This is a genomic window from Streptomyces stoeckheimensis (assembly GCF_045822005.1).
Lineage (GTDB): Bacteria > Actinomycetota > Actinomycetes > Streptomycetales > Streptomycetaceae > Streptomyces > Streptomyces stoeckheimensis.
The window spans coordinates 4,262,764-4,285,961 of the sequence record NZ_CP169550.1 but is presented as its reverse complement, the minus strand read 5'-3'; the positions used below and the strand labels follow the sequence as shown (position 1 = coordinate 4,285,961).

The 23,198-nt window shown below is 66.9% G+C and carries 21 protein-coding genes, 1 tRNA gene and 1 pseudogene; 15 read left to right on the top strand and 8 right to left on the bottom strand.

What is annotated here, in order from left to right; genetic code table 11:
* Positions 1-66 precede the first annotated feature (66 nt).
* Positions 67-342: a helix-turn-helix domain-containing protein gene (locus tag ACE1OC_RS19300; RefSeq protein ID WP_407838040.1), complete on the top strand. Its 276-nt coding sequence runs from the start codon at positions 67-69 to the stop codon at positions 340-342.
* Positions 342-1,489 (top strand): annotated as a pseudogene (locus ACE1OC_RS19295) (tyrosine-type recombinase/integrase). The gene ACE1OC_RS19300 and the pseudogene ACE1OC_RS19295 overlap by 1 nt, the downstream one beginning before the upstream one ends.
* Positions 1,490-1,577: 88 nt before the next feature.
* On the opposite strand, the gene ACE1OC_RS19290 reads toward ACE1OC_RS19295, so the two are convergent.
* Together ACE1OC_RS19290 and ACE1OC_RS19285 are read right to left on the bottom strand one after the other, a co-directional pair.
* Complete coding sequence (locus tag ACE1OC_RS19290; protein ID WP_407838039.1) at positions 1,578-2,828, bottom strand: hypothetical protein; 1,251 nt, start codon at positions 2,826-2,828, stop codon at positions 1,578-1,580.
* A gap of 116 nt (positions 2,829-2,944) precedes the next feature.
* Positions 2,945-3,565: a restriction endonuclease gene (locus tag ACE1OC_RS19285; protein ID WP_407841611.1), complete on the bottom strand. Its 621-nt coding sequence runs from the start codon at positions 3,563-3,565 to the stop codon at positions 2,945-2,947.
* Between the two features lie 629 nt (positions 3,566-4,194).
* Here ACE1OC_RS19285 and ACE1OC_RS19280 point away from each other — a divergent pair.
* The 4 genes from ACE1OC_RS19280 to ACE1OC_RS19265 all read left to right on the top strand — a co-directional run bounded on the left by ACE1OC_RS19280 (position 4,195) and on the right by ACE1OC_RS19265 (position 8,527).
* Positions 4,195-5,003 (top strand): IS5 family transposase gene (locus ACE1OC_RS19280; RefSeq protein WP_407838038.1). Its coding sequence is split into 2 segments (ribosomal slippage): positions 4,195-4,527 and positions 4,530-5,003, totalling 807 coding nucleotides; the frame shifts between segments, so codons are not numbered across the junction.
* A gap of 573 nt (positions 5,004-5,576) precedes the next feature.
* Positions 5,577-6,557, top strand: a complete 981-nt coding sequence (locus ACE1OC_RS19275; RefSeq protein WP_407838037.1) for an ABC-three component system protein — start codon at positions 5,577-5,579, stop codon at positions 6,555-6,557.
* Positions 6,541-6,792 carry an ABC-three component system middle component 6 gene (locus ACE1OC_RS19270; RefSeq protein WP_407838036.1) on the top strand — a complete coding sequence of 84 codons (252 nt, stop codon included), beginning with the start codon at positions 6,541-6,543 and terminating at the stop codon, positions 6,790-6,792. The genes ACE1OC_RS19275 and ACE1OC_RS19270 overlap by 17 nt, the downstream gene beginning before the upstream one ends.
* Positions 6,758-8,527, top strand: coding sequence for an ABC-three component system protein (locus ACE1OC_RS19265; RefSeq protein ID WP_407838035.1), 1,770 nt, complete (start codon positions 6,758-6,760; stop codon positions 8,525-8,527). The genes ACE1OC_RS19270 and ACE1OC_RS19265 overlap by 35 nt, the downstream gene beginning before the upstream one ends.
* Before the next feature lie 678 nt (positions 8,528-9,205).
* Here the strand turns inward: ACE1OC_RS19265 and ACE1OC_RS19260 are convergent.
* A tRNA-Gly gene (locus ACE1OC_RS19260) sits at positions 9,206-9,276 on the bottom strand.
* A 455-nt stretch (positions 9,277-9,731) separates the two neighbouring features.
* On the opposite strand from ACE1OC_RS19260, the gene dcd reads away from it, so the two are divergent.
* Both dcd and ACE1OC_RS19250 read left to right on the top strand, forming a co-directional pair.
* Positions 9,732-10,319, top strand: coding sequence for a dCTP deaminase (gene dcd, locus ACE1OC_RS19255; protein WP_243330723.1), 588 nt, complete (start codon positions 9,732-9,734; stop codon positions 10,317-10,319).
* Entirely contained in the window at positions 10,316-10,840 is a 525-nt protein-coding gene (locus tag ACE1OC_RS19250; RefSeq protein ID WP_382980351.1) for a phosphoribosyltransferase, read from the top strand. The genes dcd and ACE1OC_RS19250 overlap by 4 nt, the downstream gene beginning before the upstream one ends.
* 76 nt (positions 10,841-10,916) lie before the next feature.
* Here the strand turns inward: ACE1OC_RS19250 and ACE1OC_RS19245 are convergent, their stop codons facing one another.
* Entirely contained in the window at positions 10,917-11,843 is a 927-nt protein-coding gene (locus ACE1OC_RS19245; RefSeq protein WP_407838034.1) for a Yip1 family protein, read from the bottom strand.
* Positions 11,844-12,120: 277 nt separating this feature from the next.
* On the opposite strand from ACE1OC_RS19245, the gene ACE1OC_RS19240 reads away from it, so the two are divergent.
* On the top strand, positions 12,121-13,161 hold the full coding sequence (locus ACE1OC_RS19240; protein ID WP_407838033.1) for a hypothetical protein: 1,041 nt from the start codon (positions 12,121-12,123) through the stop codon (positions 13,159-13,161).
* 72 nt (positions 13,162-13,233) lie between these two features.
* On the opposite strand, the gene ACE1OC_RS19235 is transcribed toward ACE1OC_RS19240, so the two are convergent.
* Together ACE1OC_RS19235 and ACE1OC_RS19230 are read right to left on the bottom strand one after the other, a co-directional pair.
* Positions 13,234-15,666, bottom strand: a complete 2,433-nt coding sequence (locus tag ACE1OC_RS19235) for a (Fe-S)-binding protein (RefSeq protein ID WP_407838032.1) — start codon at positions 15,664-15,666, stop codon at positions 13,234-13,236.
* A 175-nt stretch (positions 15,667-15,841) separates the two neighbouring features.
* Positions 15,842-16,390 carry a sugar transferase gene (locus ACE1OC_RS19230; protein ID WP_407838031.1) on the bottom strand — a complete coding sequence of 183 codons (549 nt, stop codon included), beginning with the start codon at positions 16,388-16,390 and terminating at the stop codon, positions 15,842-15,844.
* Positions 16,391-16,574: 184 nt separating this feature from the next.
* Between ACE1OC_RS19230 and dnaK the strand changes: the two genes are divergently transcribed.
* From dnaK to ACE1OC_RS19210, 4 genes are read left to right on the top strand one after another with little or no spacing between them, the layout of a single operon-like run.
* Complete coding sequence (gene dnaK, locus ACE1OC_RS19225; protein ID WP_407838030.1) at positions 16,575-18,422, top strand: molecular chaperone DnaK; 1,848 nt, start codon at positions 16,575-16,577, stop codon at positions 18,420-18,422.
* Positions 18,422-19,105, top strand: coding sequence for a nucleotide exchange factor GrpE (gene grpE / locus ACE1OC_RS19220; RefSeq protein WP_407838029.1), 684 nt, complete (start codon positions 18,422-18,424; stop codon positions 19,103-19,105). The genes dnaK and grpE overlap by 1 nt, the downstream gene beginning before the upstream one ends.
* A 39-nt stretch (positions 19,106-19,144) precedes the next feature.
* Positions 19,145-20,332, top strand: coding sequence for a molecular chaperone DnaJ (gene dnaJ, locus ACE1OC_RS19215; protein WP_250748719.1), 1,188 nt, complete (start codon positions 19,145-19,147; stop codon positions 20,330-20,332).
* A 1-nt stretch (position 20,333) separates the two neighbouring features.
* Positions 20,334-20,786 (top strand): heat shock protein transcriptional repressor HspR, encoded by a 453-nt coding sequence (locus tag ACE1OC_RS19210; RefSeq protein ID WP_266906373.1) that lies wholly within the window; start codon positions 20,334-20,336, stop codon positions 20,784-20,786.
* Positions 20,787-20,883: 97 nt separating this feature from the next.
* Here ACE1OC_RS19210 and ACE1OC_RS19205 read toward each other — a convergent pair whose 3' ends face one another.
* A complete protein-coding gene (locus ACE1OC_RS19205) occupies positions 20,884-21,903 on the bottom strand; it encodes a helix-turn-helix transcriptional regulator (RefSeq protein ID WP_250748724.1) in 1,020 nt (339 codons plus the stop codon).
* 190 nt (positions 21,904-22,093) lie between these two features.
* On the opposite strand from ACE1OC_RS19205, the gene ACE1OC_RS19200 reads away from it, so the two are divergent.
* Together ACE1OC_RS19200 and ACE1OC_RS19195 are read left to right on the top strand one after the other, a co-directional pair.
* A complete protein-coding gene (locus tag ACE1OC_RS19200; protein ID WP_407838028.1) occupies positions 22,094-22,216 on the top strand; it encodes a hypothetical protein in 123 nt (40 codons plus the stop codon).
* On the top strand, positions 22,216-22,527 hold the full coding sequence (locus tag ACE1OC_RS19195) for a (2Fe-2S)-binding protein (protein ID WP_250748726.1): 312 nt from the start codon (positions 22,216-22,218) through the stop codon (positions 22,525-22,527). Before ACE1OC_RS19200 ends, ACE1OC_RS19195 begins: the two co-directional genes overlap by 1 nt.
* 138 nt (positions 22,528-22,665) lie before the next feature.
* Here the strand turns inward: ACE1OC_RS19195 and ACE1OC_RS19190 are convergent, their stop codons facing one another.
* Positions 22,666-23,112, bottom strand: a complete 447-nt coding sequence (locus ACE1OC_RS19190; protein ID WP_407838027.1) for a pyridoxamine 5'-phosphate oxidase family protein — start codon at positions 23,110-23,112, stop codon at positions 22,666-22,668.
* Positions 23,113-23,198 lie beyond the last annotated feature (86 nt).

Here is a 23,198-nt window from a genome sequence, read left to right as displayed (position 1 = left end):
GGCTCTCAGGGGGTTGCCGCCCCCGCACCCAAGTTCTTTCAGCCGCGGCCAGATACGGAGCACTGCTTGCGCCACACGGCGATACCCCACGCCTCCGCCCAGCGGCCCCGCACCGCGAAGGAGGTGACCACCCCCGACACCTTCCTCACCGTGGAGCAAGCCGCCGAGCGCCTCGGTACCGGCGTCCGCTTCATCCGGCGCCTCATCCAGGAACGCCGCATCGGCTACGCCAAGTTCGGCAAGCACGTCCGCATCGCCGACAGCGTCCTGGCCGCGTACATCGACGCGAGCACCGTCCCGACCCTCCGCGAAGCGCGCTCCCGCTTCGGGAAGGCGGCCTGATGGCGCCCCGCAAGCCGCAGCGACGGCGTGAATTCGGCAGCACCCGCCAGCTCCCGTCCGGTCGTTGGCAGGCTACTGGGCGCCCGACGGCAGCCGTCGTACTGCCCCGGAGACCTTCGCGACGAAGACCGACGCGCAGGACTGGCTCACCCTCACCAAGGCGGACATCCAGCGCAACCACTGGACCGACCCCGACGTGGGCAAGGTCAACTTCGAGGCATACGCGCATAAGTGGGTCGACGAGCGGGGCCTGGCCGCCACCACGGACGAGCTGTATCGCCGCCTCCTTCGCCTGCACGTCCTCCCCGGCTTCGGCGACCTCGACTTGGACGAGATCACCCCGCCGGCCGTGCGGACCTGGCGGGCCGAGCGGCTTTCCGCCACCGGCGCCACGACGGTCGCCAAGTCCTACCGGCTGCTGAAGGCCATCATGGAGACGGCGACCGACGATGAGCTGATCCGCCGCAACCCGTGCCGCATCAGGGGCGCGGGCAGCGAGCAGGCGAAGGAGCGCTCGACCGCGACCGTCGCCCAGGTCGACGCGCTGGCCGAGGCCATGGGCCCGCGCTGGCGGCTGATGGTCTACTTCTGCGCCTACGGGCCGATGCGGCCGGAGGAACAGGCGGCCCTGCGCCGGACCTCGGTCAGCCTGGATCCCCTCGCCGTACGGATCACGGAGGCGGCCCCGGAGCTGAACACCGGCCGCCGCGTCGAGGGCGACACCAAGTCGGCGGCGGGCGTCCGCACCATCCACCTGCCGGCCTTCCTCTATATGGAGGTCAAGCGGCACCTGGACTGGTTCGCGGAGAAGGAGCCTGACGGGCTGCTGTTCGTAGGGGAGAAGGGAGCGCCGTTCCGGCGCACGTCATTCGGCCGCAAGTGGGCCAAGGCTCGCGCCAAGGTCGGCCTGCCGAAGGACTTCCGCTTTTACGACCTGCGCCACACGGGCCACACCCTCTCCACGCAGTCCGGCGCCACGCTGAAGGACACGATGGTCCGCGCCGGCCAGTCCTCGGAGAAGGCCGCGATGATCTATCAGCACTCCGACGACGAACGTCAGCAGGAGGTCGCCGGCGGCATCGACGCACGGGTCCGAGCGGCCCGTGAGAAGCCGAAAGTCCAATCAAGGCAGGCTCGAGGGGCCTGACGATTAGGGGCCGTGGGGGCACAATGCCGCCACGGCCCCGACTGGGCCATCAACGCCATGTCCAAAGACTCTGACCGCAGCCCGATGCCTACCGGGGGATGTAGAGGTCGGCCAAGTCTGACGGTCCGGGGGCCTTGCCCCTGTAGATGCCGACTACCAGGGTGACCATCACGACCGGCAGGAGTGCAACGAGGGCGCCGTCGGGGATGCCCGCCAGCGCCCCGGCCGTCATTGCGGCAACGAGCACAGGGCCGATCACGAGCATCCGGAGACGCTCGCGTGGCATGACGTGCTCGACCTCGCCGATCTGCGATTCATCCAGGAGACAGCCCACGCGTCCCTCGGCATAGCGCTCAGCGATCGTGACCAGCATGACAGTGAGTTCCGACAGTGCCCTTACGGGATCAACATCCTGCTCGGCTTCAACTCGGCGTAGCGCACCTACGACGCGAGCCGCGTGATTCTGGACCGCTCGCTTGTGATGGTTACGGATCTTGCCGTGGCGAACCCGGTGCGCCTGCCAGATCACCCGCTCGATCGACCGCAAGGAGACCCGGGCATTGGCATCACCACCAGTGCCCTCCAGCCATCGCTGGTGGGCCCTAGCGCACCGTACGGCCATCACCGTGAGGGCTACGACCGGCCAGCACGCGATGTAGTCAGCTGCCCCACCTGGACGGCTCCTTGCCTTCTTCTCGCGAGCCTCGCGCTGTTCCCTACCTTCGGAGAGCGAGTGAGTGGATCGCAGGATCACCGGGATAACGGGCAGCAGGAGCACTATCACTGCAGGCCAGCGGAGATCGGCGACCACGTCACCGGGGGTACGCCACGACCGGACCATTTCCGGAACCTGTTCACGCAGGTTGATCACCCGATGGGCCAGGCCAACGTAGAACTCGGAGGTAGAAGAAACGGCAGAGGCTCGGTCTGTGTTCCAGGCAAGCAAGATCAGCACGAGAGCTGCGGCAATGGTGGCCGGTACGGCGACCTGCTGGGCGTACCACCATCTGACGATCCATGACGGTGTCAGCCCCCGGTGCTCAGGGACGCGGTCCCCGACGGCGGCTGGCAGCAACGTGCGCGCATCAGCCAGCAGCGGCACGGCCTCTTCACGCGCAAGCGCGCGGCGTCGCCTGCGTACATCGGCGAGTATTCGACCGTAGGTGGGCGCGACGACTCGGCTACGGAGCCACGTGCGGACCCTGGGATTGACCCAGCAAAACCAGACGGCACCCAGCACGGCAAGGACAGCTATTCCTTTCACGTGGGAAGTCTTGCTTATCGCACTGACAGCGAGAGCCAGTTCACGCCCCGGCGGCGACGCACCTGTCTGGCTCACGGACCTGGCCCTTCACCCTCGGGATGCAGCATTGGTGCCATCTCGCCCCGCTCACGCTGCGCCGAACCGACAGAACGAGGCCAGCTCCAACGTGTTCCTAAAGCTCGACAGGAGCATCAAGGGGGCGAGGTTGGCCTTCGGGGCGGCGGGACGGCGCGGAGGAGTTCCCAGAGAGGGCGGGACCCGCTGGCCCACTGGGCGAGGAGGTGGCGGTCGACCAGGTGGAGGCGCTGGGACTTGGCGAAGCCGGGGGCCTTCTTGGAGAAGCGGCCGTTGGTGAGCATGACGATCACGTCGCCGTTGTGGATCTGGCGGCCGGTGCCGTTGAGGCGCTGGAGGTCGGGGGTGCCGACCGCGGACCCGGACCAGCCGTCCTTGCGGTGCTTGCATTGGATCACCCAACGTCGACCGAAGGGGTCCGTGGCCTTTACGTCGGCTCCCTGGTCGCCACCTCTACCGACTTGCTCTGCGTCCTGGCAGCCGTCTCGACGGAGTAGGTCTCGCACGGCGTATTCGAACTGGGTGTAGTGCAGGCCGTCCAGGTGCTCCACCAGGTACCGGAGTCCCTGGGCTCGGGTGGCCTCCTGGCGGGCTCGCTCCTTTTGCAGGTGCATCCCCACGGCGATCGCGCCCGCTAGAGCTGCGACCGGGAGAGCGAGGACCCAAAGGTGGTCGGCCAACCAGGACTGCACCGACATGAGGAAGCCGGATGCCCAAACGCCGACCAGGCCGATCATCAAGAAGAACTGGAAGTCGGAGCCCTTCTGCTTACGCGGCCGACTGCCTCGGTTCGGCCGGCGTCGAGCGGGGCGGCGGGTCACCGGCCGCTCCCTGCGCTGGGGAAGATAATCGGATACGAGACTGTCGGCTGCGGCAGCGGTGCCTGCTGGTTCCGCCAGGCCGGCCACTTGATCGGATAGACCACCGTCGACTGCGGCCTGGGTAACTCCTGACCCGAGCCTGCACCGGCCCCCGCAGATGTTGTTCCGTTCCCGAAGACAATCACTCCGGCGACGATCAGGCCGAGCAGCGCGGTCTCCCGCCGTGCCCCGGCAGGGAGCCGGCCATGGCCTTTGACCCGAGTGCCGTCTGCCCGGAAGTACTCATTGATCCAGGGCACAGCTGCATCCCCCCACCAGTCGTGATGCGCCTCCCTGCGCACCGGATCCATGAAAGCACCCGCCACTGACAACGCGTCACCTACTTGTCACCACTCGTGATCATCTGCTGAGTCGGGGTAGGTTCGCCTGCACTTCGGCGGGGAGTGGCTTCGGTGGCATTCAGGGGCGTAGAGCTCGTAACAGGATCTTGGTGAGATGCCCTGGTCGGGCGTAACCGGTGTGATGATTCGGCCGTTCGTGAGTGTGTGAGTACTCGGCCGTGGATCGTGGACGACGACTTGTGGGCACTGATCGAGCCGCTGCTGCCGCCCTGGCCGACGAGGTCGCCAGGGCCGCGGCCGGTGGCAGACCGGTTGTGTCTGCAGGGCATCCTGTACGTCCTCTCCAACGACATTGCCTGGCAACTCCTGCCATCTGAGCTGGGGTTCGGCTCGGGACAGACCTGCTGGCGGCGCCTGGAGCGGTGGCAGCAGGCCGGGGTCTTCGACCAGCTGCACCGGATCCTGCTCGCCGAGCTGAACGGGGCCGGCCGGCTCGACTGGTCCAGGGCTTGCGTGGACGGCTCTCACATTCGCGCGAAAAAGGGGGAGCCGACACCGGTCCGTCGCCGGTCGACCGGCGGAAGACGGGCAGCAAGCACCATCTGATCTGCGACGGACGCGGCACCCCGCTCAAGGTCATCACGACCGCGGCGAACGTCAACGACGTCACCCAGACCCTCGCCCTGGTCGACGGCATCCCGCCAGTGGCGGGCCGCCCCGGCCGTCCCCGAAGGCGCCCGGACGCTCTGCTCGGCGACAAGGGCTACGACTCCAACCCCAACCGGGAAGAGCTGCGTAAACGCCGGATCCTGCCGGTCATCTCCCGCAAGGGAGCACCGAACATCAAGGGCATGGGCAAGCTCCGCTACGTCGTGGAGCAGACCTTCGCCCTGCTCCATCAGTTCAAACGCCTCGCCGTCCGCTGGGAACGCCGCACCGAACTCCACGACGCGTTCGTCTCCCTCGCCTGCAGTCTCATCTGCTGGAGACGCCTCAAGAAACACGATTCATGATCGTGTTACGAGCTCGTAGGGGGGAGTGCCGCGCCGTTGCCAACTTGGCCCCGCGAGCAGTGTGGAAGTCATGCCCGCCTCAGCCTGCCAGGGAGACCTTCTACAGCTCCTGCCCCAGCCAGCATCTGAGGAACCGTCATTGGTCATTGCGAGTCGCCCTCGGCCGCCCTCCGACGGCCCATAGACGGCCCAGACCTGTCCCGGCCGCGACCTACGACGGGTTCAACACACGGTTCCGGAGGCCCCGTGATCTTGGGGTGTTTTCACAGATCAGAGCGTTGATGGCGCGCTGCGCAGTCGCTTGCGTCCACATATAGGCCGCACTGTCCGACAAGGCCCCGCGGCGCTACGGCTTCCTGCACATGGGGCCTCCCGACCGCTCAGCTTCACCAGCCGCAGACCTGGTATCGAACCGCCGGAGGAGCCGATACTTGGCTAGCTGTCGGCCCTTACTTCGCCTGCACGCTCAGACGAGCTACATGGTGGGTGCGGACTGCAGGGTTCACCAAATAGCAGGTCGAACCCGAGGCGTGCGGCGGTAGCCTGGATGGACGCGACCCGCGATGGGGCGCTATGACAACGACGGAGGCGATGGTGCTACTTACGCCGAACTGGCGCGACTGGTATCACTTCCGTCATCAGCAGGCATGTTTTCAATCTGGAACTGCCTTCGAAACATATGTTTCCTCAGTCTTGGCTCGATTCCATGACGACTTCTTGAACCCGGCCCCGTCGGGATCCCTCGGAGATGGTGGCTGCGATGGCCTTGCCGAGTCTGGGACGATCTTCTACGCCTGCTATGGACAGAGGCCAAAGCGCAATGCCGAGCGCGAACTAGCTAACAAGATTGACTCGGATTTCGAGCGTGGAACAGACCAGTGGGATACTTTCCACACGTGGAAATTCATCACAAATGCACCGATGGGCCCGGAGGCGCTGAGGTGCATTACCAAGCTTCAGCAGGCACATGGTCCCAGTAGCGAGAGGCCACTGACCATCCGAGCCGTTAACTCGGAAAGGCTTTGGACCGACGTAGTCGGCACACTCGATGTCGAGGTACTCGACTCCCTCTTCCCTGGTGCACCCGGGATCGAGAACGTGGAACTAGCGGATCTTCTTCCGCTCCTCGAATCTCTCGGAACCGCCGATTCGACCACCGAGATCGGCGGCAGCGTCTTGCCGGTTCCTCCCACCAAAATGGAATTCAACGAGCTCCCCGAAGCGAGCCGCCTGGAGTTTAATTCAGGGCGCCTATTGGCCCCGCGTATAGATCGCTGGTACGCAGATTCTTCGGATCCCGGTCTCTACGATGCGCAGGGCGAGAGGTTCCGTTCCCTGTACAGGGATGCAAGGGCCGTTACGGGAGAGCCTGCGGAGATTCTTGAGCGGCTCTACGTGTCCGTGGCAGGCGCCAATTTCCGAATGGACGGAAAGCGTGCCAACGCCGCTTTCGCGGTGGTTTCATACTTCTTTGATTCGTGCCACATTTTCGAAATGCCTCCGCCGGGAGGCACTGCGCCCGGAGGGGAAACCTCTGATGCTCTTGCCAACTAAGGGGGTGTCCTCCGGACGCGCCCTAATGACGATCGGTTCGGAGATTCTTGAGGACCTCCGCGACCCAATGTCAGTATCGGCCTTGTGGGAGAGATATAATACGCGCCAGGCCGCCGAAAATCGAGCCCATCGAATCACATTCGACTGGTTCTCTCTCGCACTTGCAGCCCTTTACGCCATGAAGGTTGTGGACGTGTCGGATGACGGATACATCAGGACCGCCCGTGTTTATTAGCAGTCTCACTTCATCTGACGCCCGGTTCAGAACCCTCACATTTCGCAATGGGTTGAATATCCTCGTTGCGGATCGAACAGAAGCATCGGAGCAGGGCGACAGCCGCAACAGTATCGGAAAGACGAGCTTCGTCAAGATTTTGCGGTACGTCTTGGGTGGCGATTTGCCATCTGATTTCAAGGCGCCCGAATTGTCTAGTCACAAATTCACGGCCAATCTCAGCCTCCCCCCGAGAGGCGGCGGACCGTGCGAAACAGTGACTGTCACTCGCTCCATTTCTCCGACCACGCGAGTAGCCGTGTCCGGCTGGTCGGCGACTGATGGGTCTCACGATCTTCACGTTGACGAATGGCGGCGCCTGCTGGCTCGCCACGTCTTCCATATTCCTGCGGATGTGAATCGCCCGACCGCTGGTCAGCTTTGGGGCCAGCTTATTCGCACCTATTTCGGAAATCCAATTAAAGGCCACCAGGCCGAAGCTGACTGGGAATCCGGTGTTAGGATCGGATTTATGTTGGGGCTATCTCCGGAGATTTTGGGGAAGGCTGGCGACCTAGACCGCCTCACCAAACAGGGCAAAGCCATCCGTAAGGCAGTTAAGGATGGCGCAATTGCACATCTCTCGCTTGATGAGCCAGCCCTCCGTGCTCAGCTCGCGACAGCACGCCGCCAGAGGGATCGGATGCAATCTAGCATTCGATCGTTCAAAGTTGACGAGCAGTATGCCAGCCATCAACAAGAAGCTGACCATCTGAGCGCTTCAATTCAGAGGCTCAACGATGAAGCCCTGGCTCTCCAGCGTAGGTCGCGCGAGATTGACGACACCTTGCGTGACGAAATAGGGGCGTCTGAAAGCAGCGATCTGGTAGCAAAACTCGCTCGCGTTTATTCCGAGATCGGTCTCGTATTGCCAGACACGGTAAGTAGGAGGTACGACGAAGTCGCGGCTTTCCATGAGTCTGTGGTGAGAAATCGCCGCTCATTCTTGGAGCAAGAACTTCAAGCGGTTAAAACCCGCCTGAGCAATATTGACACTGAACGTCGATCGCTCGACAATTCGAGGTCGCAGGTTATGCAGATACTCGAAGAGACCGTGGCGCTCGATACCTTTATGAGCGTGCAGCGCGATCTCGCTAAGCAGGAAGCGGCTATTGCCGATTTGGAGAGGCGACTCGAGGACGCTAATTCGATCAGCACGATTAATGACACTGTCAAACTTCGGACAGCCGAGCTTATTACTTCCGTTCGAATCGAAATGAACGAACGCGAAGAGAAGCTCGACGAATCTATCTTGCTCTTCAGCGAGCTTGGTGCAGAGATCTATACAGATCGTGAAGCATCGCTTTTGGTTTCGCTTACCCCGAAAGGCCTTCTCGGTATTGAGACAAGGATTTCAGGCGATGCAAGTGTCGGCGTCCGGAGTGTTGAGACTTTCATGCTTGACGTTGTCTGTGAAATTGCAGCGATTAATGCTGAGAGGGCGCCGCGGGTGCTGGTTCATGACAGTCACCTATTCGATGCTATCGATGGGCGGCAGGTCGCCTCATGCCTCAATATCGGCGCGAGGCTGGCTGAACAGCATGGATTTCAGTATATTGTGACGCTCAACTCAGACTTCCTTGCAACTGTGGAAACGCAAAGCGATGGGGCCTTCGATGCCGATCCGTATATCTTGGATACTCGGCTGACCGACGAAGGCGATGAGGGAGGACTCTTCGGTTTCCGATTCGACTAGAAGCCATGAGGGTTGGCCCCCTCGTCTGACGCACAGGATCACCTCAACTCCCATCCCGTCTGCCGTCGACCCACTCACCGTGGAGCCGGCGCGGTGCTCGGCGTCCGGGTGGAGCGCGCCACTGTACGAACGACCTGGACGCCCGGTGCCGTGTCTGCTCGGCTCTGCTTGTGTCGACGGTAGACGGGGATGGGAGTCCCCACCGGTTACACCCCACCGGCCGGCACTCGCCCACTGAGCCCCCGCCATCCCGGAGCCTGAGCGCCCCCGCCGGAGGCATCTGTTCTTGCCTGCGGATGACTGCCTGGCCCAGCTGCCCCCCATCAAGCCCTTAGCCACGTTGGCGCGCGGCCGGCGCCCCGGGCTGGAGCGGGGCTCAGACAGGAGCGCAGGCCCGGGGCGACGGGCGCGCGACGCCGCCTTGGCGGCGGAAGTGTGCTTGTTGAGGGCTGCCTTCAGGGTTGCGAACGGGCGAATCCGAGCGCCCATGTGGTGCAGGTCACATTAAATGCGTCTCGCGATCCGAGACGGTTCCGCGTCCGAGTGGTGCAGGCGGTGCGTGGAAAGCCCTCCGAGCAGGGCGTTCCTGCGAGTTGGGGCACGCGGAGGGCACGGCGAGGGGTGAGAGGTCTAGACAACGAAGAAGGCTCAGGTCGGTGACCTGGGCCTTCTTGCAAGAGCGGATGACGGGAATCGAACCCGCGCTATAAGCTTGGGAAGCTCATGTTCTACCATTAAACTACATCCGCATAGTGGCCCAGTTGCCTGGAGCGCTATCGTTTCTCACCCTACCCCATGATCTTCCCCTGGTGAATTCGTCCCGGGGGTGGTGTCGCGTACGGGGTGTACGGAGGGTCGTGGGGGCGGGAGTTGGGGCGTACCGTGTGCGTGCGGAGCGGCGGCTGGAGTGGGTCTTGTTCATCCCCTAATGTGGCGATTCATCGCAGTACGGCTGGTTGGGGAAAGGGACTCGATGGAGCACACCGTCGTCCGTTGTGCCGAAGGGCACGTGTTCAGCACCGCTTCGTTCCCGCTGCAGCACCTCGGTGCCGGCCGGATCGGGCCGGGGCGGCTGTTGCGGTGCCCGCGCTGTGCGCGGCTGCGGCACGCCGTGCCCGTGGGAGCGGCGCCGAAGCGGTAGACACCGGCGCGCGGGGACCCGCCTCGATTGGGGCGGCCCGCGCGCTCTGCGTATCCTCGGGACGTGCTTCTCTCTGATAAAGACATCCGGGCCGAGATCGACAGCGGACGGGTTCGCATCGACCCCTTCGACGAGTCGATGGTGCAGCCCTCCAGCATCGATGTACGTCTCGACCGGTTCTTCCGGGTCTTCGAGAATCACCGCTACGCCCACATCGACCCCGCTGTCGAGCAGAGCGACCTGACCCGGATGGTCGAGCCCGAGGGGGACGAGGCGTTCATCCTCCACCCGGGTGAGTTCGTCCTCGCGTCGACCTACGAGGTCATCTCGCTGCCCGACGACATCGCCTCCAGACTGGAGGGGAAGTCCAGTCTCGGCCGGCTGGGGCTGGTGACCCATTCGACCGCCGGGTTCATCGACCCGGGGTTCTCCGGGCACGTGACGCTGGAGCTGTCGAACCTCGCCACGCTGCCGATCAAGCTCTGGCCGGGTATGAAGATCGGGCAGCTGTGCCTGTTCCGGCTCAGCTCGCCCGCGGAGTTCCCGTACGGGAGCGAGCGGTACGGATCGCGGTACCAGGGCCAGCGCGGCCCGACGGCCTCGCGGTCCTTCCAGAACTTCCACCGGACCCAGGTGAGGCACGAGGCATGAGTGACGGAGCGAGTGACGGAGTGAGCGGCGGAGTGCGCGAGAACCTCGACTACGAGGGGTTCGGGCGGGCCGTGCGGGAGCTGGCGCAGACGATCGCCGACGACGGCTACGAGCCCGACATCATCCTGAGCATCGCCCGCGGCGGCGTCTTCGTCGCCGGTGGTCTGGCGTACGCCCTCGACTGCAAGAACATCCACCTGGTGAACGTGGAGTTCTACACCGGGGTGGGGACCACCTTGGAGATGCCGGTCATGCTGGCACCCGTGCCCGAGGCGATCGACTTCACCGACAAGAAGGTGCTGATCGCCGACGACGTCGCCGATACCGGCAAGACGCTCAAGCTGGTGCACGACTTCTGCCTCGGGCACGTCGCCGAGGTCCGGTCCGCCGTGATCTACGAGAAGTCCCACTCGCTCGTGAAGTGCGAGTACGTGTGGAAGAAGACCGACGAGTGGGTCAACTTCCCCTGGTCGGTCGAACCGCCCGTCGTGAAGCGTGAGGGACAGGTTCTCGACGCCTGAGGCGGGGAGAACGAGTGAGTGTGCGGAGGGGCCCGGCGCGCGGTGCGCGGCGGGCCCCTCCGTGTGTGCGTGGGTGTCAGATCGTGCCCAGCTTGATGATCGACAGCAGGGCGATCAGCTGGATCGCCGACGCGCCGAGGGCCTTCGGCCACGGCAGGTCGTGCGATTTGCTGATCAGGGAGGTGAAGAGCGCGCCGGCCGCCACCCATGTGGCCCAGCCGAGGATCTGGACGAGCATGTTGTCGCCGCCCAGGAACATGGCGAACAGCAGGCGCGGGACGTCGGTCAGGCTCATGACCAGCATCGACAGGCCCACCGTGGGCTGCCACGACCCGTCGCCGCCCAGCTGGCGGGCCAGCGTGTGGGTGACGGCGCCGAGGACCAGGCCGCAGATCACGAAGGCCACGCCCGCCGAGAGCACGATCGGGACGGCCTTGGAGAGGGTGGCGTTGATGACGTCCTTGCGGGTGTCGTCGAGGCCGAAGACCGCGAGCAGTCCGTAGAGGAAGGTCACGATCAGCGCCGGCCCCCAGACGGCGTAGTCGCGCATCTGCAGGAAGGTCGGGCCCGGGCGGGTCACGATGCCCCGGATCAGCTCCTTCCACGGCAGCCGCGGACCGGTGGGGGCGGCGGCCTGGGCCGCGCCCGCCTGGTAGGTCGCGCCCTGGTTGTACGGGTACGGGTCCTCTCCGATGGCGAAGGCCTGGGTGTACCCGGGTGAGTCGCTCGGGCCGCCGGCTCCCTGGACGGGGGGATGGCCGTAGCCGTATCCCTGGCCCTGACCTTGGCCCTGACCGGCGTGACCGCCGTGCGGGTCGAAGTATTCGGGCTCGCCGTGGCCCCCGGGAGCGGCCTGCTGCGGCCACTGCTGGGGTGCGTAGGGCTGCTGGCCGTACGGCGCGGGCGCCTGGGGCGCCTGCTGCGAGCCGTACGGCTGCTGCCGCGGGGGTTGTTGCGGGGTGCGGTTGTTGTCCCGGCCGCGTCCGATCCTGAATCCAGCCACGTGATCGAAAGTACCCGCTCCCGGGCGGGCGAGTGGCCGGGCCGGGGGAAGAAGCCCCCTTTGCGGCTGAGCTGTGACATCCCCTAGGGGGTACCTGGGGGGCCTTCTCAGGGTGGGGGAGGGGTGGGTTCGAGGTCGGTTCGGGGTGGGTTACGTGGCTGCGCGGCAGTCTGCCGATGTCCGTTACATCTCCGATGGAATACGGACATACCGGCTCCGTAGCTTCGTAGACGTAGCCACCGCCACGAAGCCGAACGAGCACGAGAAGAGCCCCGTCATGCGTAGCCCGCACCGTCGCACCACCCTCCGTACCGCCGCCGTCGTGGCCGGTGCGGCCGCCGTCCTCGCCCTTCCGGTGGGCTCCGCCTTCGCGGATTCCCCGGCGGTACCGGACCCGCAGGTCCTGCCCGGCGTCGAGCAGCCGTCCGTCGACCCGCAGCAGCCGCAGGTGGACCCGAGCGTCCCGCCGACCACGCCCCCCACCACGCCGCCGACGACCCCGCCCACCACGCCTCCGACCACCCCGCCCGTGAAGCCTTCGGTCCGTGCCTACGTCACGACCGTGAAGCTGGCCGACGGATCGGTCGCCAAGGTCTACAAGATCGGTGAGGGGCACTTCGAGGCCGAGATCTTCGCTGGCGACGTCAAGCTGGACACCCTGGTCAGCAAGGGCGGCAAGCCCGCCAGCGGCCAGAACAACGGCCTGCACGTGGTCCTCCAGCCGAACGGCACCGTCACCTCGTGGATCGAGGGCGCGACCAAGCCGGTCGAGAAGCCGAAGCCGGTGGAGAAGCCGAAGCCGGTGGAGAAGAAGGAGAACGTCGTCCAGGTCGCCATGCCCGACGGGCGCAACGCGAAGCTGATCGACGGCCCGAACGGCAAGCGCGTCGAGATCTCCATGCCGAACGGGAACCTCCTCGGGACGATCGACCTGAAGCACCCGACCACGACCAACGACGGCTGGACGTACAAGCTCGTCCAGGACGGGAAGCGCGTGAAGTTCGTCGTCATCGACGGCAGGAACGGCGGGAACAGCTGGGTCTACGACTTCACCAGCGGCAAGCTGATCGACAAGTACGAGGTGGACAAGGGCTCGGCGAAGAACGCGAAGCCCCTCGCCAAGCCGGTCGAGAAGAAGGCCGTCGAGCGGGTCGTGCCGAAGGGCGGCGTGAAGGCCGGTGCGGAGGGTGTCGCGCCGGTGTCCGCCGAGGGAGGCGACGGCACGCTGATGCTGGCCGCCGGCGGGGGCATGGCGGCGGTGGGCGCCGCGGGCCTCGGCTTCGCGATGCTCCGCCGCAGCCGGTCCGACCGGGCCTGACCGGACCCCGGAACAGCGGAACGGCCCGCCCCCACTGGGGACGGGCCGTTCCGGCGTTCGGTGCTGCGCGGGCTACTTCGCCTCGGCGTCGGTCTCCGGCTCGGCCGGGGCTTCCGCCACCTTCGGCGCGGGCTCCTCGGCCTTGGCCGGAGCCTCCGCCCCGGCCTTGGCTTCGGCCGGAGCCTCCGCCTTGGCCTCCGCAGGCGCCTCCGCCTTCGGCTCCGCGACGGGCTCCGCGACGTGCGCCACGACCTCCGCCGCAGGCTCCGGCTCGGGCTCCGGCTCGACCACCGGCTCCGGCGTCTTCACCGACTCCAGCAGCAGCTGCGCCACGTCGACCACCGTGACGTGTTCCTTCGCCTGGCCTTCGTTCTTCTTGCCGTTCACCGAGTCGGTGAGCATGACGAGGCAGAAGGGGCAGGCGGTGGAGACGATGTCCGGGTTCAGGGACAGGGCCTCGTCGACGCGCTCGTTGTTGATGCGCTTGCCGATCCGCTCCTCCATCCACATGCGCGCGCCACCGGCGCCACAGCAGAAGCCCCGCTCCTTGTGGCGGTGCATCTCCTGCTGGCGCAGGCCCGGCACGGCCGACATGATCTCGCGCGGCGGCGTGTAGACCTTGTTGTGCCGGCCCAGGTAGCAGGGGTCGTGGTACGTGATCAGCCCGTCGACCGGGGTCACCGGCGTGAGGCGGCCCTCGTCGATCAGGTGCTGGAGCAGCTGCGTGTGGTGGATGACCTCGTACTCGCCGCCCAGCTGCGGGTACTCGTTCGCGATGGTGTTGAAGCAGTGCGGGCAGGTGGAGACGATGCGCTTCGCCGACTTCGGCTTCTTCGTCTCCGGGTCCTCGTCATCCTCGCCGAACGCCATGTTCAGCATCGCGACGTTCTCCTGCGCGAGCTGCTGGAAGAGCGGCTCGTTGCCCAGGCGGCGCGGGGAGTCACCGGTGCACTTCTCGTCGCCGCCCATGATCGCGAACTTGACGCCCGCGATGTTCAGCAGCTCGGCGAAGGCCTTCGTGGTCTTCTTCGCCCGGTCCTCGAGCGCGCCCGCGCAGCCGACCCAGTACAGGTAGTCGAACTCGGAGAGGTCCTCCGCGTCCTTGCCGATGATCGGGACCTCGAAGTCCACCTCCTTGGTCCACTCGACGCGCTGCTTCTTCGCGAGGCCCCAGGGGTTGCCCTTCTTCTCCAGGTTCTTGAGCATCGTGCCCGCCTCCGACGGGAACGCGCTCTCGATCATCACCTGGTAGCGCCGCATGTCGACGATGTGGTCGATGTGCTCGATGTCCACCGGGCACTGCTCGACGCACGCGCCGCAGCTGGTGCAGGACCACAGGACGTTGGGGTCGATGACCCCGTTCTCCTCGGCGGTGCCGATCAGCGGGCGCTCGGCCTCGGCCAGGGCCGCGGCGGGGACGTTCGCGAGCTGCTCCGGCGTCGCCTTCTCGTTGCCCTCCATGTCCTTGCCGCCACCGGCCAGCAGGTACGGGGCCTTGGCGTGCGCGTGGTCGCGCAGCGACATGATCAGGAGCTTGGGGGAGAGGGGCTTGCCCGTGTTCCAGGCCGGGCACTGCGACTGGCAGCGACCGCACTCCGTGCACGTGGAGAAGTCGAGGATGCCCTTCCACGAGAACTGCTCGACCTGCGAGACGCCGAAGACGTCGTCCTCGCCCGGGTCTTCGAAGTCGATGACCTTGCCGCCCGAGGTCATGGGCTGGAGCGCGCCGAGCGCCGTCGCACCATCGGCGTTCCGCTTGAACCAGATGTTCGGGAAGCCGAGGAACCGGTGCCAGGCGACACCCATGTTGGTGTTGAGCGAGACCACGATCATCCAGATCAGCGAGGTGCCGATCTTGATCATCGCGGTGAAGTAGATGGCGTTCTGCAGCGCGCCGAGCGACATGCCCTTGAACGCCAGCACCAGCGGGTACGAGACGAAGTACGCCGGCTCGTACGAGTCCACGTGGTGGATCGCGCCTTCGAGGCCGCGCAGGCACAGGATCGCGAGGCCGATCGTCAGGATGATGTACTCGACGAAGTACGCCTGCCAGGCCTTCGAGCCGGCGAAGCGCGACTTGCGGCCGGCCCGCGAGGGCAGCGACGCGAGGCGGATCCCCATCAGGACGAGGATGCCGAGCACGGTCATCAGGCCGATGAACTCGATGTAGAGCTCGAACGGCAGGAAGCCGCCGATGATCGGCAGCACCCAGTCGGCCTGGAAGAGCTGCCCGTACGCCTGCACCAGTGTGGGCGGCAGCGTCAGGAAGCCGATCGCGACGAACCAGTGCGCGAAGCCGACGAGGCCCCAGCGGTTCATCCGGCTGTGGCCGAGGAACTCCCGGGCAAGGGTGAGCGTTCGGGACTTCGGGTCGTCCGTACGGCTGCCCGCCGGTACGGGCTGTCCGAGCTTCACGAAGCGGTAGATCTGCGCCACGGCTCGGGCGAGCAGCGCGACGCCGACCACGGTCAGGACCAGCGACACGATGATCGCGGCGAGTTGCATGGGAGGGCTCCTCGGGCGGCACTTACTAAGCGGTAACTTATCCAGTCAAGGCTTGAGGTTACCCAGTCCCGACGCCGCAATGTAGCCGAGCGCGCGGTGATCTGCGTCGCTCGCCCCTGCGCCGCCCCTGCGTCGCCCCCGCCTCGCCCCCGCCTCGCCCCGCCCGGGCTCCGCCTCAGGGCCGTCCGTGCCGCCAGGCGGCCCGCGGGGTCTGCGCGAGGATCGCCAGGTCCATCCCCAGCCAGTGGTTCTCCACATAGTGCCGGTCCAGCAGGTCCATCTCCTCCCACGGCAGGTCCGAACGTGCGCTCACCTGCCACAGCCCGGTCATCCCGGGCCGTACGAGGAGCCGCTCGGGCCGGTCCGACAGGCCGTTCCCCGGGCGCGGCCCGACCAGCGACATCTCGCCCCGCACCACGTTGAGCAGCTGCGGCAGTCCGTCCAGCGCGCACCGCTCCAGCGCCGCCCCGGCCCGGCCCTTGCCGACGCGGAAGCGCCATGCCCGGTAGGGCCGCCCGGCCAGGCCCGCCGCCGGCTCGCGCACGAGGACGCCCGCGCCCTGGGTCGCGTACAGCAGTCCTGCGGCCAGCAGCAGCGGGACGAGGAGCACCCCGAGCAGGAGCGCCGCTCCGGCGAGGTCGAGCACCCGCTTGGCCGACGGCCGGGCCGGCCGGGGCCGGGGCCGGGGCCCCGGCAGGGCGGGGAGGCGTAGCAGCAGAGGCATGTCTGCACCGTGCCGTACGCCTCCGGCGGTGGTGCGGTGCCGCGCGGCCGTGGTGCCCCGAATGGCGTCCTGAGCGTAAGGGTGGCCTAAAGGTTGAGTCGCCTCGACTCACCTCTGTTGACACCGGCGGAGCTCGTGATGCACTCTTGAGTCTGTTCCACTCAAGTCAGCTGGAGGAATCAAAATGGCACGTGCGGTCGGCATCGACCTGGGCACCACTAACTCCGTCGTCAGCGTTCTGGAAGGCGGCGAGCCCACCGTCATCACCAACGCCGAGGGCGCCAGGACCACGCCGTCCGTCGTCGCCTTCGCCAAGAACGGCGAGGTCCTCGTCGGCGAGGTGGCCAAGCGCCAGGCGGTCACGAACGTGGACCGGACCATCCGCTCCGTCAAGCGCCACATGGGCACTGACTGGAAGATCAACCTGGATGGCAAGGACTTCAACCCGCAGCAGATGAGCGCCTTCATCCTGCAGAAGCTGAAGCGCGACGCCGAGGCCTACCTGGGTGAGAAGGTCACGGACGCGGTCATCACCGTCCCGGCCTACTTCAACGACTCCGAGCGTCAGGCGACGAAGGAGGCCGGCGAGATCGCGGGCCTGAACGTCCTGCGCATCGTGAACGAGCCGACGGCCGCCGCCCTGGCCTACGGTCTCGACAAGGACGACCAGACCATTCTCGTCTTCGACCTCGGTGGCGGCACCTTCGACGTGTCCCTCCTGGAGATCGGCGACGGCGTCGTCGAGGTGAAGGCCACCAACGGTGACAACCACCTCGGTGGCGACGACTGGGACCAGCGCGTCGTCGACTACCTGGTGAAGCAGTTCCAGAACGGTCACGGCGTCGACCTGGCCAAGGACAAGATGGCGCTCCAGCGCCTGCGCGAGGCCGCCGAGAAGGCGAAGATCGAGCTGTCCTCCTCCACGGAGACCTCGATCAACCTGCCCTACATCACGGCTTCCGCCGAGGGCCCGCTGCACCTGGACGAGAAGCTCACGCGCTCCCAGTTCCAGCAGCTGACCGCGGACCTGCTCGACCGCTGCAAGACCCCGTTCCACAACGTCATCAAGGACGCGGGCATCAACCTGTCCGAGATCGACCACGTGGTCCTGGTCGGCGGCTCCACCCGCATGCCGGCCGTCGCCGAGCTCGTCAAGGAGCTCACCGGCGGTCAGGACGCCAACAAGGGCGTCAACCCGGACGAGGTCGTCGCCATCGGCGCGACCCTCCAGGCGGGCGTTCTCAAGGGTGAGGTCAAGGACGTCCTGCTCCTCGACGTGACCCCGCTGTCCCTGGGTATCGAAACCAAGGGCGGCATCATGACCAAGCTCATCGAGCGCAACACCACGATCCCGACCAAGCGGTCCGAGATCTTCACGACGGCCGAGGACAACCAGCCGTCCGTGCAGATCCAGGTCTACCAGGGCGAGCGCGAGATCGCGGCGTACAACAAGAAGCTCGGCATGTTCGAGCTGACCGGCCTGCCGCCGGCCCCGCGTGGCGTCCCGCAGATCGAGGTCTCCTTCGACATCGACGCGAACGGCATCATGCACGTCACTGCCAAGGACCTGGGCACTGGCAAGGAGCAGAAGATGACCGTCACCGGCGGCTCTTCGCTCGGCAAGGACGAGGTCGACCGCATGCGCCAGGAGGCGGAGCAGTACGCGGACGAGGACCTGCGCCGCAAGGAAGCAGCCGAGTCCCGCAACCAGGGCGAGAGCCTCGTGTACCAGACGGAGAAGTTCGTCAAGGACAACGAGGACAAGGTTCCGGCCGACGTCAAGGACGAGGTCGAGGCCTCCATCGCCGAGCTGAAGGAAAAGCTCAAGGGCGAGGACGCCGCCGAGATCCGCACCGCGACCGAGAAGCTCGGTGCCGTCAGCCAGAAGCTGGGCCAGGCGATCTACGCCGACGCCCAGGCCGCCCAGGGTGCCGCCGGCGCCGAGGGTGCGCACCAGGCCGCCGACGCCAACGACGACGTCGTCGACGCCGAGATCGTCGACGACGAGAAGCCGAAGGGTGGCGCTGCCTGATGTCGGAGGAGACCCCGGGCTTCGACGAGAAGCCCGAAGTCCCCGCCGACGGCACGCCTGACGACGCCGCCGAGCCGAAGGCCGCAGCTTCCTCCAAGGAGGAGGCCGCGGCCCCGGCCGGGGACTCCGCAGCAGCACAGTCCGGCCAGGAGACCGCCCTCCTGGCCCAGCTGGACCAGACCCGCACCGCGCTCGGCGAGCGCACCGCGGACCTCCAGCGGCTCCAGGCGGAGTACCAGAACTACCGCCGCCGGGTGGAGCGGGACCGGATCGCCGTCAAGGAGATCGCGGTCGCGTCCCTCCTGACGGAGCTGCTCCCGACCCTGGACGACATCGGCCGGGCGCGGGAACATGGCGAGCTGGTCGGCGGCTTCAAGTCGGTGGCCGAATCGCTCGAGACCGCCGCGGCCAAGATGGGCCTGCAGCAGTTCGGCAAGGAGGGCGAGCCCTTCGACCCGACGATCCACGAGGCCCTGATGCACTCGTACGCGCCGGACGTCACCGAGGACACCTGCGTGGCGATCTTGCAGCCGGGCTACCGGATCGGCGAGCGTACGATCCGTCCCGCGCGGGTCGCGGTGGCCGAGCCCCAGCCGGGCGCGGCGCCGAAGTCCGAGGCGGCGGAGGCCGAATCTTCGTCGGACCCGTCCGACAAGGACGCGGATGCAGCCGACAACGGCTGAGGTTGACCACGTAGAGGCACGAGAGGAGGGACACCGGGGATGAGCACGAAGGACTTCGTCGAGAAGGACTACTACAAGGTCCTCGGTGTCCCGAAGGACGCCACCGAGGCCGAGATCAAGAAGGCGTACCGGAAGCTCGCCCGCGAGTTCCACCCGGACGCCAACAAGGGCGACGCCTCGGCCGAGGAGCGCTTCAAGGAGATCTCCGAGGCGAACGACATCCTCGGTGACGCCAAGAAGCGCAAGGAGTACGACGAGGCCCGCGCCCTGTTCGGGAACGGCGGCTTCCGCCCCGGTCCCGGCGGGGGCGGCGGCTCGTTCAACTTCGACCTCGGCGACCTCTTCGGAGGCCAGCAGCAGGGCGGCGCGGGCGGCGGTTTCGGCGGCGGCGGTCTGGGCGACGTCTTCGGCGGCCTGTTCAACCGCGGCGGCGCCGGCGCGGGTGCGGGGACCCGTACCCAGCCGCGCCGCGGCCAGGACATCGAGTCGGAGGTCACCCTCTCCTTCACGGAGGCGGTGGACGGGGCCACGGTCCCGCTCCGGATGTCCTCGCAGGCGCCCTGCAAGGCCTGTTCGGGCACCGGCGACAAGAACGGGACGCCCCGCGTGTGCCCGACCTGCGTCGGCACCGGCCAGGTGTCCCGCGGCAGCGGCGGCGGCTTCTCGCTGACCGACCCCTGCGCGGACTGCAAGGGCCGCGGCCTCATCGCCGAGACCCCCTGCGACATCTGCAAGGGCAGCGGGCGGGCCCGCAGTTCCCGGACCATGCAGGTCCGGATCCCGGCGGGAGTCTCCGACTCCCAGCGGATCCGGCTGCGCGGCAAGGGGGCTCCGGGCGAGCGCGGCGGCCCGGCCGGCGACCTGTACGTGGTCGTGCACGTGGACGCGCACCCGGTCTTCGGCCGCAAGGACGACAACCTCACGGTGACCGTTCCGGTGACCTTCGCGGAGGCGGCGCTCGGAGCCGACATCAAGGTCCCGACCTTGAACGGCCCCTCGGTGACGCTGAAGCTGCCCCCGGGCACCCCGGGCGGCCGCACGATGCGGGCCCGCGGCAAGGGGGCGGTCCGCAAGGACGGCACCCGCGGCGACCTGCTCGTGACGGTGGAGGTCGCCGTCCCGACCGAGCTGAACGACAAGGCCCGCGAGGCCATGGAGCTGTACCGCGAGGCGACGGAGTCCGAGGACCCGCGCTCCGCGCTGTTCGAGTCCGCGAAGGGAGCATGACATGGACGGCCGCCGTAGGAGCCACTACCAGCTCACCGATGAGACCCCGGTCTACGTGATCTCGGTGGCCGCCCAGCTCTCGGGCCTGCATCCGCAGACCCTGCGCCAGTACGACCGTCTCGGCCTGGTCTCCCCGGGCCGTACGGCCGGGCGTGGCCGGCGCTACTCGGCCCGTGACATCGAACTGCTCCGCACGGTGCAGGCGCTGTCCCAGGAAGAGGGCATCAACCTGGCCGGCATCAAGCGGATCATCGAGCTGGAGAACCAGGTCGCCGCGCTCCAGCAGCGCGTGGCCGAGCTCTCGAGCGCCGTCGACGGCGCCGCAGCGGTGCTCCAGCAGCGCGAGGCCCAGGTGCACGCCTCGTACCGGCGCGACCTGGTCCCGTACCAGGCTCCGCAGCCGGGCAGTGCCCTGGTCGTCTGGCGGCCGGCGCCCAAGCGCCCGATGGACTGAGCGCGCCCGTACGGACGCGAAGCGAAGGCCCCGCCCGGTTTACCGGGCGGGGCCTTCCGCATCTGTCACCGGCGCTCTGAGGGCCCCTGCGCGGCCCTCAGAGCCGTCGCTCGGGGTCCTCCAGGATCCCCGACCGGGCGATGAGGAAGCCGAGCTGCGCCCGGCTGCCGCTGCCCAGGGAGGCCGCCAGCTTGGCGATGTGGGCGCGGCAGGTCCGTACGTTCATCCCCAGCCGGCGCGCGATGGCCTCGTCCACGTGTCCCTCGATGAGGAGCTGGGCGATGGAGCGCTGCACGCCGGAGATGCCGCCGGGGGTGTGCTGGTACGTCACCTCCGCCGACAGCGGCACGGCGCGGTGCCACAGCTGCTCGAAGACCTTGATGAGGTAGTCGACCAGCCCGGGGTGGCGCAGTTCCAGGGCTGTCCTGCGGTCGTCGCTCGTGGGGATGAAGGCCACCGTGCGGTCGAAGATCATGAGACGCTCCATGAGCTCTTCGAGCGTGCGGATCTCGACCTTCCCCGCGGAGATCCGGTCCACGTAGGCGAGCGTGCCCTGACTGTGCCGCACGGTGTGCTGGTAGAGCGTCCTTATGCGCACCCCGCGGTTGACGAGGGGAGCGGCGCGCTCCAGCGCCTCGGTGAGGACCGATGTGGACCGTGCGCCGCCCGGCTGTACGGTCAGCACCTCGGTCCGGCACTCCGCGGTGGCCTGGTCGAGGGCGGTGTGGATCTGGTCGAAGCCCTCCAGCACGGTGATGGCGTGGGTGTTCGCGGGGCTCTGGGCGCTGATGGTCAGAAACGGCTCGAATGCGTCGGTGAGATCTATGGTGTCCCGGCGCCGGTCCTGAATCTCCCGTTCGAGCGGATGGAGCCGCTGGGCGAGCGCGACGGACGGGGGAACCGCGCGGAGCTGGTTCGCGTCATCGGGGTCGGGCCTCAGGAGAGCGAATTCGAGCAGGCAGGGGGCGTTCTCGACCTCGCTGCGGGTCACCCGGCCGGTGCTCAGCGCCGCCGTGTAGAGACGCGTCCCCTCGGCGCACATGGACGTGACGGGGTGGGGATGTGTCGGCTTTGTGTTGTTTCTGGGCAAATCTCCACCCCCCAGGGTCCTGAACATGCAAGAACATGATGCATCGTCCCTGTGGCAGCGACGTGCCCGAATAAGCCATCGTCTGACACGCGGGGGAGAAGATTTCCATCAAGTGAGGACGAAGCCGACCATGTACAAGAGAATGCTTCGCTCGGTACTTGCCATTGGGTTCTCCGCCGCTGCGGTCATTGGGGCAGTCAACGCCTTCGGTGGGGACGTGGGGGGTACCGACGCGCCCGCCGTGTCGATAGGCAAGCCCGATCTGGGCTGGGACTCGGCACCCAACGACTTGGGCTGGGACTCGACCACCGCGTCGACCGACGACCTCGGCTGGGACTGATGACGCCCGACGATCACGGCTTCCGCCGTGAAATGGCATCGGCATACCGCTCCGGCTGGCAGTTCATCGATCTCACCAGCGCCATTCCTTACGTCGGTGACTCGCTGAAGGTCACCTTGTTCGGCCAGCCGATCATCGTGGTGCGGGAAGAGGACGAGGACGTCCGCGCCTACCGCTGTCTGCGCCGCCCCCGAGGCGCACCGCAGCCCGTCCGCTGCGAGATCCGGTACGGCATGGTCTTCGTCAATCTGGACCAGCGTGATCACCAACTTTTCGAGCCCGAATCCGCCGCCACCCCCCGCAGTGCCTGAAGCGATTCCCCTGTCGTCGCAGATCGCTCAGGCACTACCCCCACACAGCGACGCCATCGTGGACCTGACCACGATGGCGTCGCTGTGATGTCCGTGTCCAGTGGTTGAACCGGACATCGTTGAACCGGGTACGGCCGGCTACGCGCGCCCCATGGCCCGGTCCAGGCTGATCTCCACGACCACCCGGTCCGGATTCGGCGAGGGCATCCGCCCGTACCGCTCCGCGTAGCGCCGGACCGCCTCCGCGACCGAGGCCTCGTCGTCACGGACCACCGCGCGGCCCTCCAGGGTCGCCCAGCGCCGTCCCTCCAGCTGGCACACCGCCACCCGGGCCCCGCCCTCCGGGCCGCCCTGCGACGCCAGCACGTTGCGGACCTTCTTGCTGTTCTTGTTGCTGATCACCCGCGCCAGCCCGGCCTCCGGGTCGTAGGTCACGCCCACCGGGACCACGTGCGGGCTGCCGTCGGGGCGGTGGGTGGTCAGCGTGCAGATGTGCCGCTCCCGCCAGAAGGCGAGGTACTCCGGCGTCGGGTTGAGTACGTCTTGGGCGGGGCGGGCCGTGCCGGCCGGGCTGGGAGTCGACATGCGCGAAGGGTACGTCCCTCCACCTTGAGTGGAATAGACTCAACTTTGTGCAGGTTACTCATGTAAAGCACATGCAGTGCCCATGC

What these genes read in the sequence shown, in the direction of transcription:
- ACE1OC_RS19285 (WP_407841611.1), bottom strand. Translation starts at nt 3,565, where the DNA reads ATGATCGGCCTGGTCGGCGTTTGGGCATCCGGCTTCCTCATGTCGGTG.
- ACE1OC_RS19275 (WP_407838037.1), top strand. Translation starts at nt 5,577, where the DNA reads ATGACAACGACGGAGGCGATGGTGCTACTTACGCCGAACTGGCGCGAC.
- ACE1OC_RS19270 (WP_407838036.1), top strand. Translation starts at nt 6,541, where the DNA reads ATGCTCTTGCCAACTAAGGGGGTGTCCTCCGGACGCGCCCTAATGACG.
- ACE1OC_RS19265 (WP_407838035.1), top strand. Translation starts at nt 6,758, where the DNA reads ATGACGGATACATCAGGACCGCCCGTGTTTATTAGCAGTCTCACTTCA.
- ACE1OC_RS19250 (WP_382980351.1), top strand. Translation starts at nt 10,316, where the DNA reads ATGAGTGACGGAGCGAGTGACGGAGTGAGCGGCGGAGTGCGCGAGAAC.
- ACE1OC_RS19240 (WP_407838033.1), top strand. Translation starts at nt 12,121, where the DNA reads ATGCGTAGCCCGCACCGTCGCACCACCCTCCGTACCGCCGCCGTCGTG.
- ACE1OC_RS19235 (WP_407838032.1), bottom strand. Translation starts at nt 15,666, where the DNA reads ATGCAACTCGCCGCGATCATCGTGTCGCTGGTCCTGACCGTGGTCGGC.
- ACE1OC_RS19230 (WP_407838031.1), bottom strand. Translation starts at nt 16,390, where the DNA reads ATGCCTCTGCTGCTACGCCTCCCCGCCCTGCCGGGGCCCCGGCCCCGG.
- dnaK (WP_407838030.1), top strand. Translation starts at nt 16,575, where the DNA reads ATGGCACGTGCGGTCGGCATCGACCTGGGCACCACTAACTCCGTCGTC.
- grpE (WP_407838029.1), top strand. Translation starts at nt 18,422, where the DNA reads ATGTCGGAGGAGACCCCGGGCTTCGACGAGAAGCCCGAAGTCCCCGCC.
- dnaJ (WP_250748719.1), top strand. Translation starts at nt 19,145, where the DNA reads ATGAGCACGAAGGACTTCGTCGAGAAGGACTACTACAAGGTCCTCGGT.
- ACE1OC_RS19210 (WP_266906373.1), top strand. Translation starts at nt 20,334, where the DNA reads ATGGACGGCCGCCGTAGGAGCCACTACCAGCTCACCGATGAGACCCCG.
- ACE1OC_RS19205 (WP_250748724.1), bottom strand. Translation starts at nt 21,903, where the DNA reads ATGTTCAGGACCCTGGGGGGTGGAGATTTGCCCAGAAACAACACAAAG.
- ACE1OC_RS19195 (WP_250748726.1), top strand. Translation starts at nt 22,216, where the DNA reads ATGACGCCCGACGATCACGGCTTCCGCCGTGAAATGGCATCGGCATAC.
- ACE1OC_RS19190 (WP_407838027.1), bottom strand. Translation starts at nt 23,112, where the DNA reads ATGTCGACTCCCAGCCCGGCCGGCACGGCCCGCCCCGCCCAAGACGTA.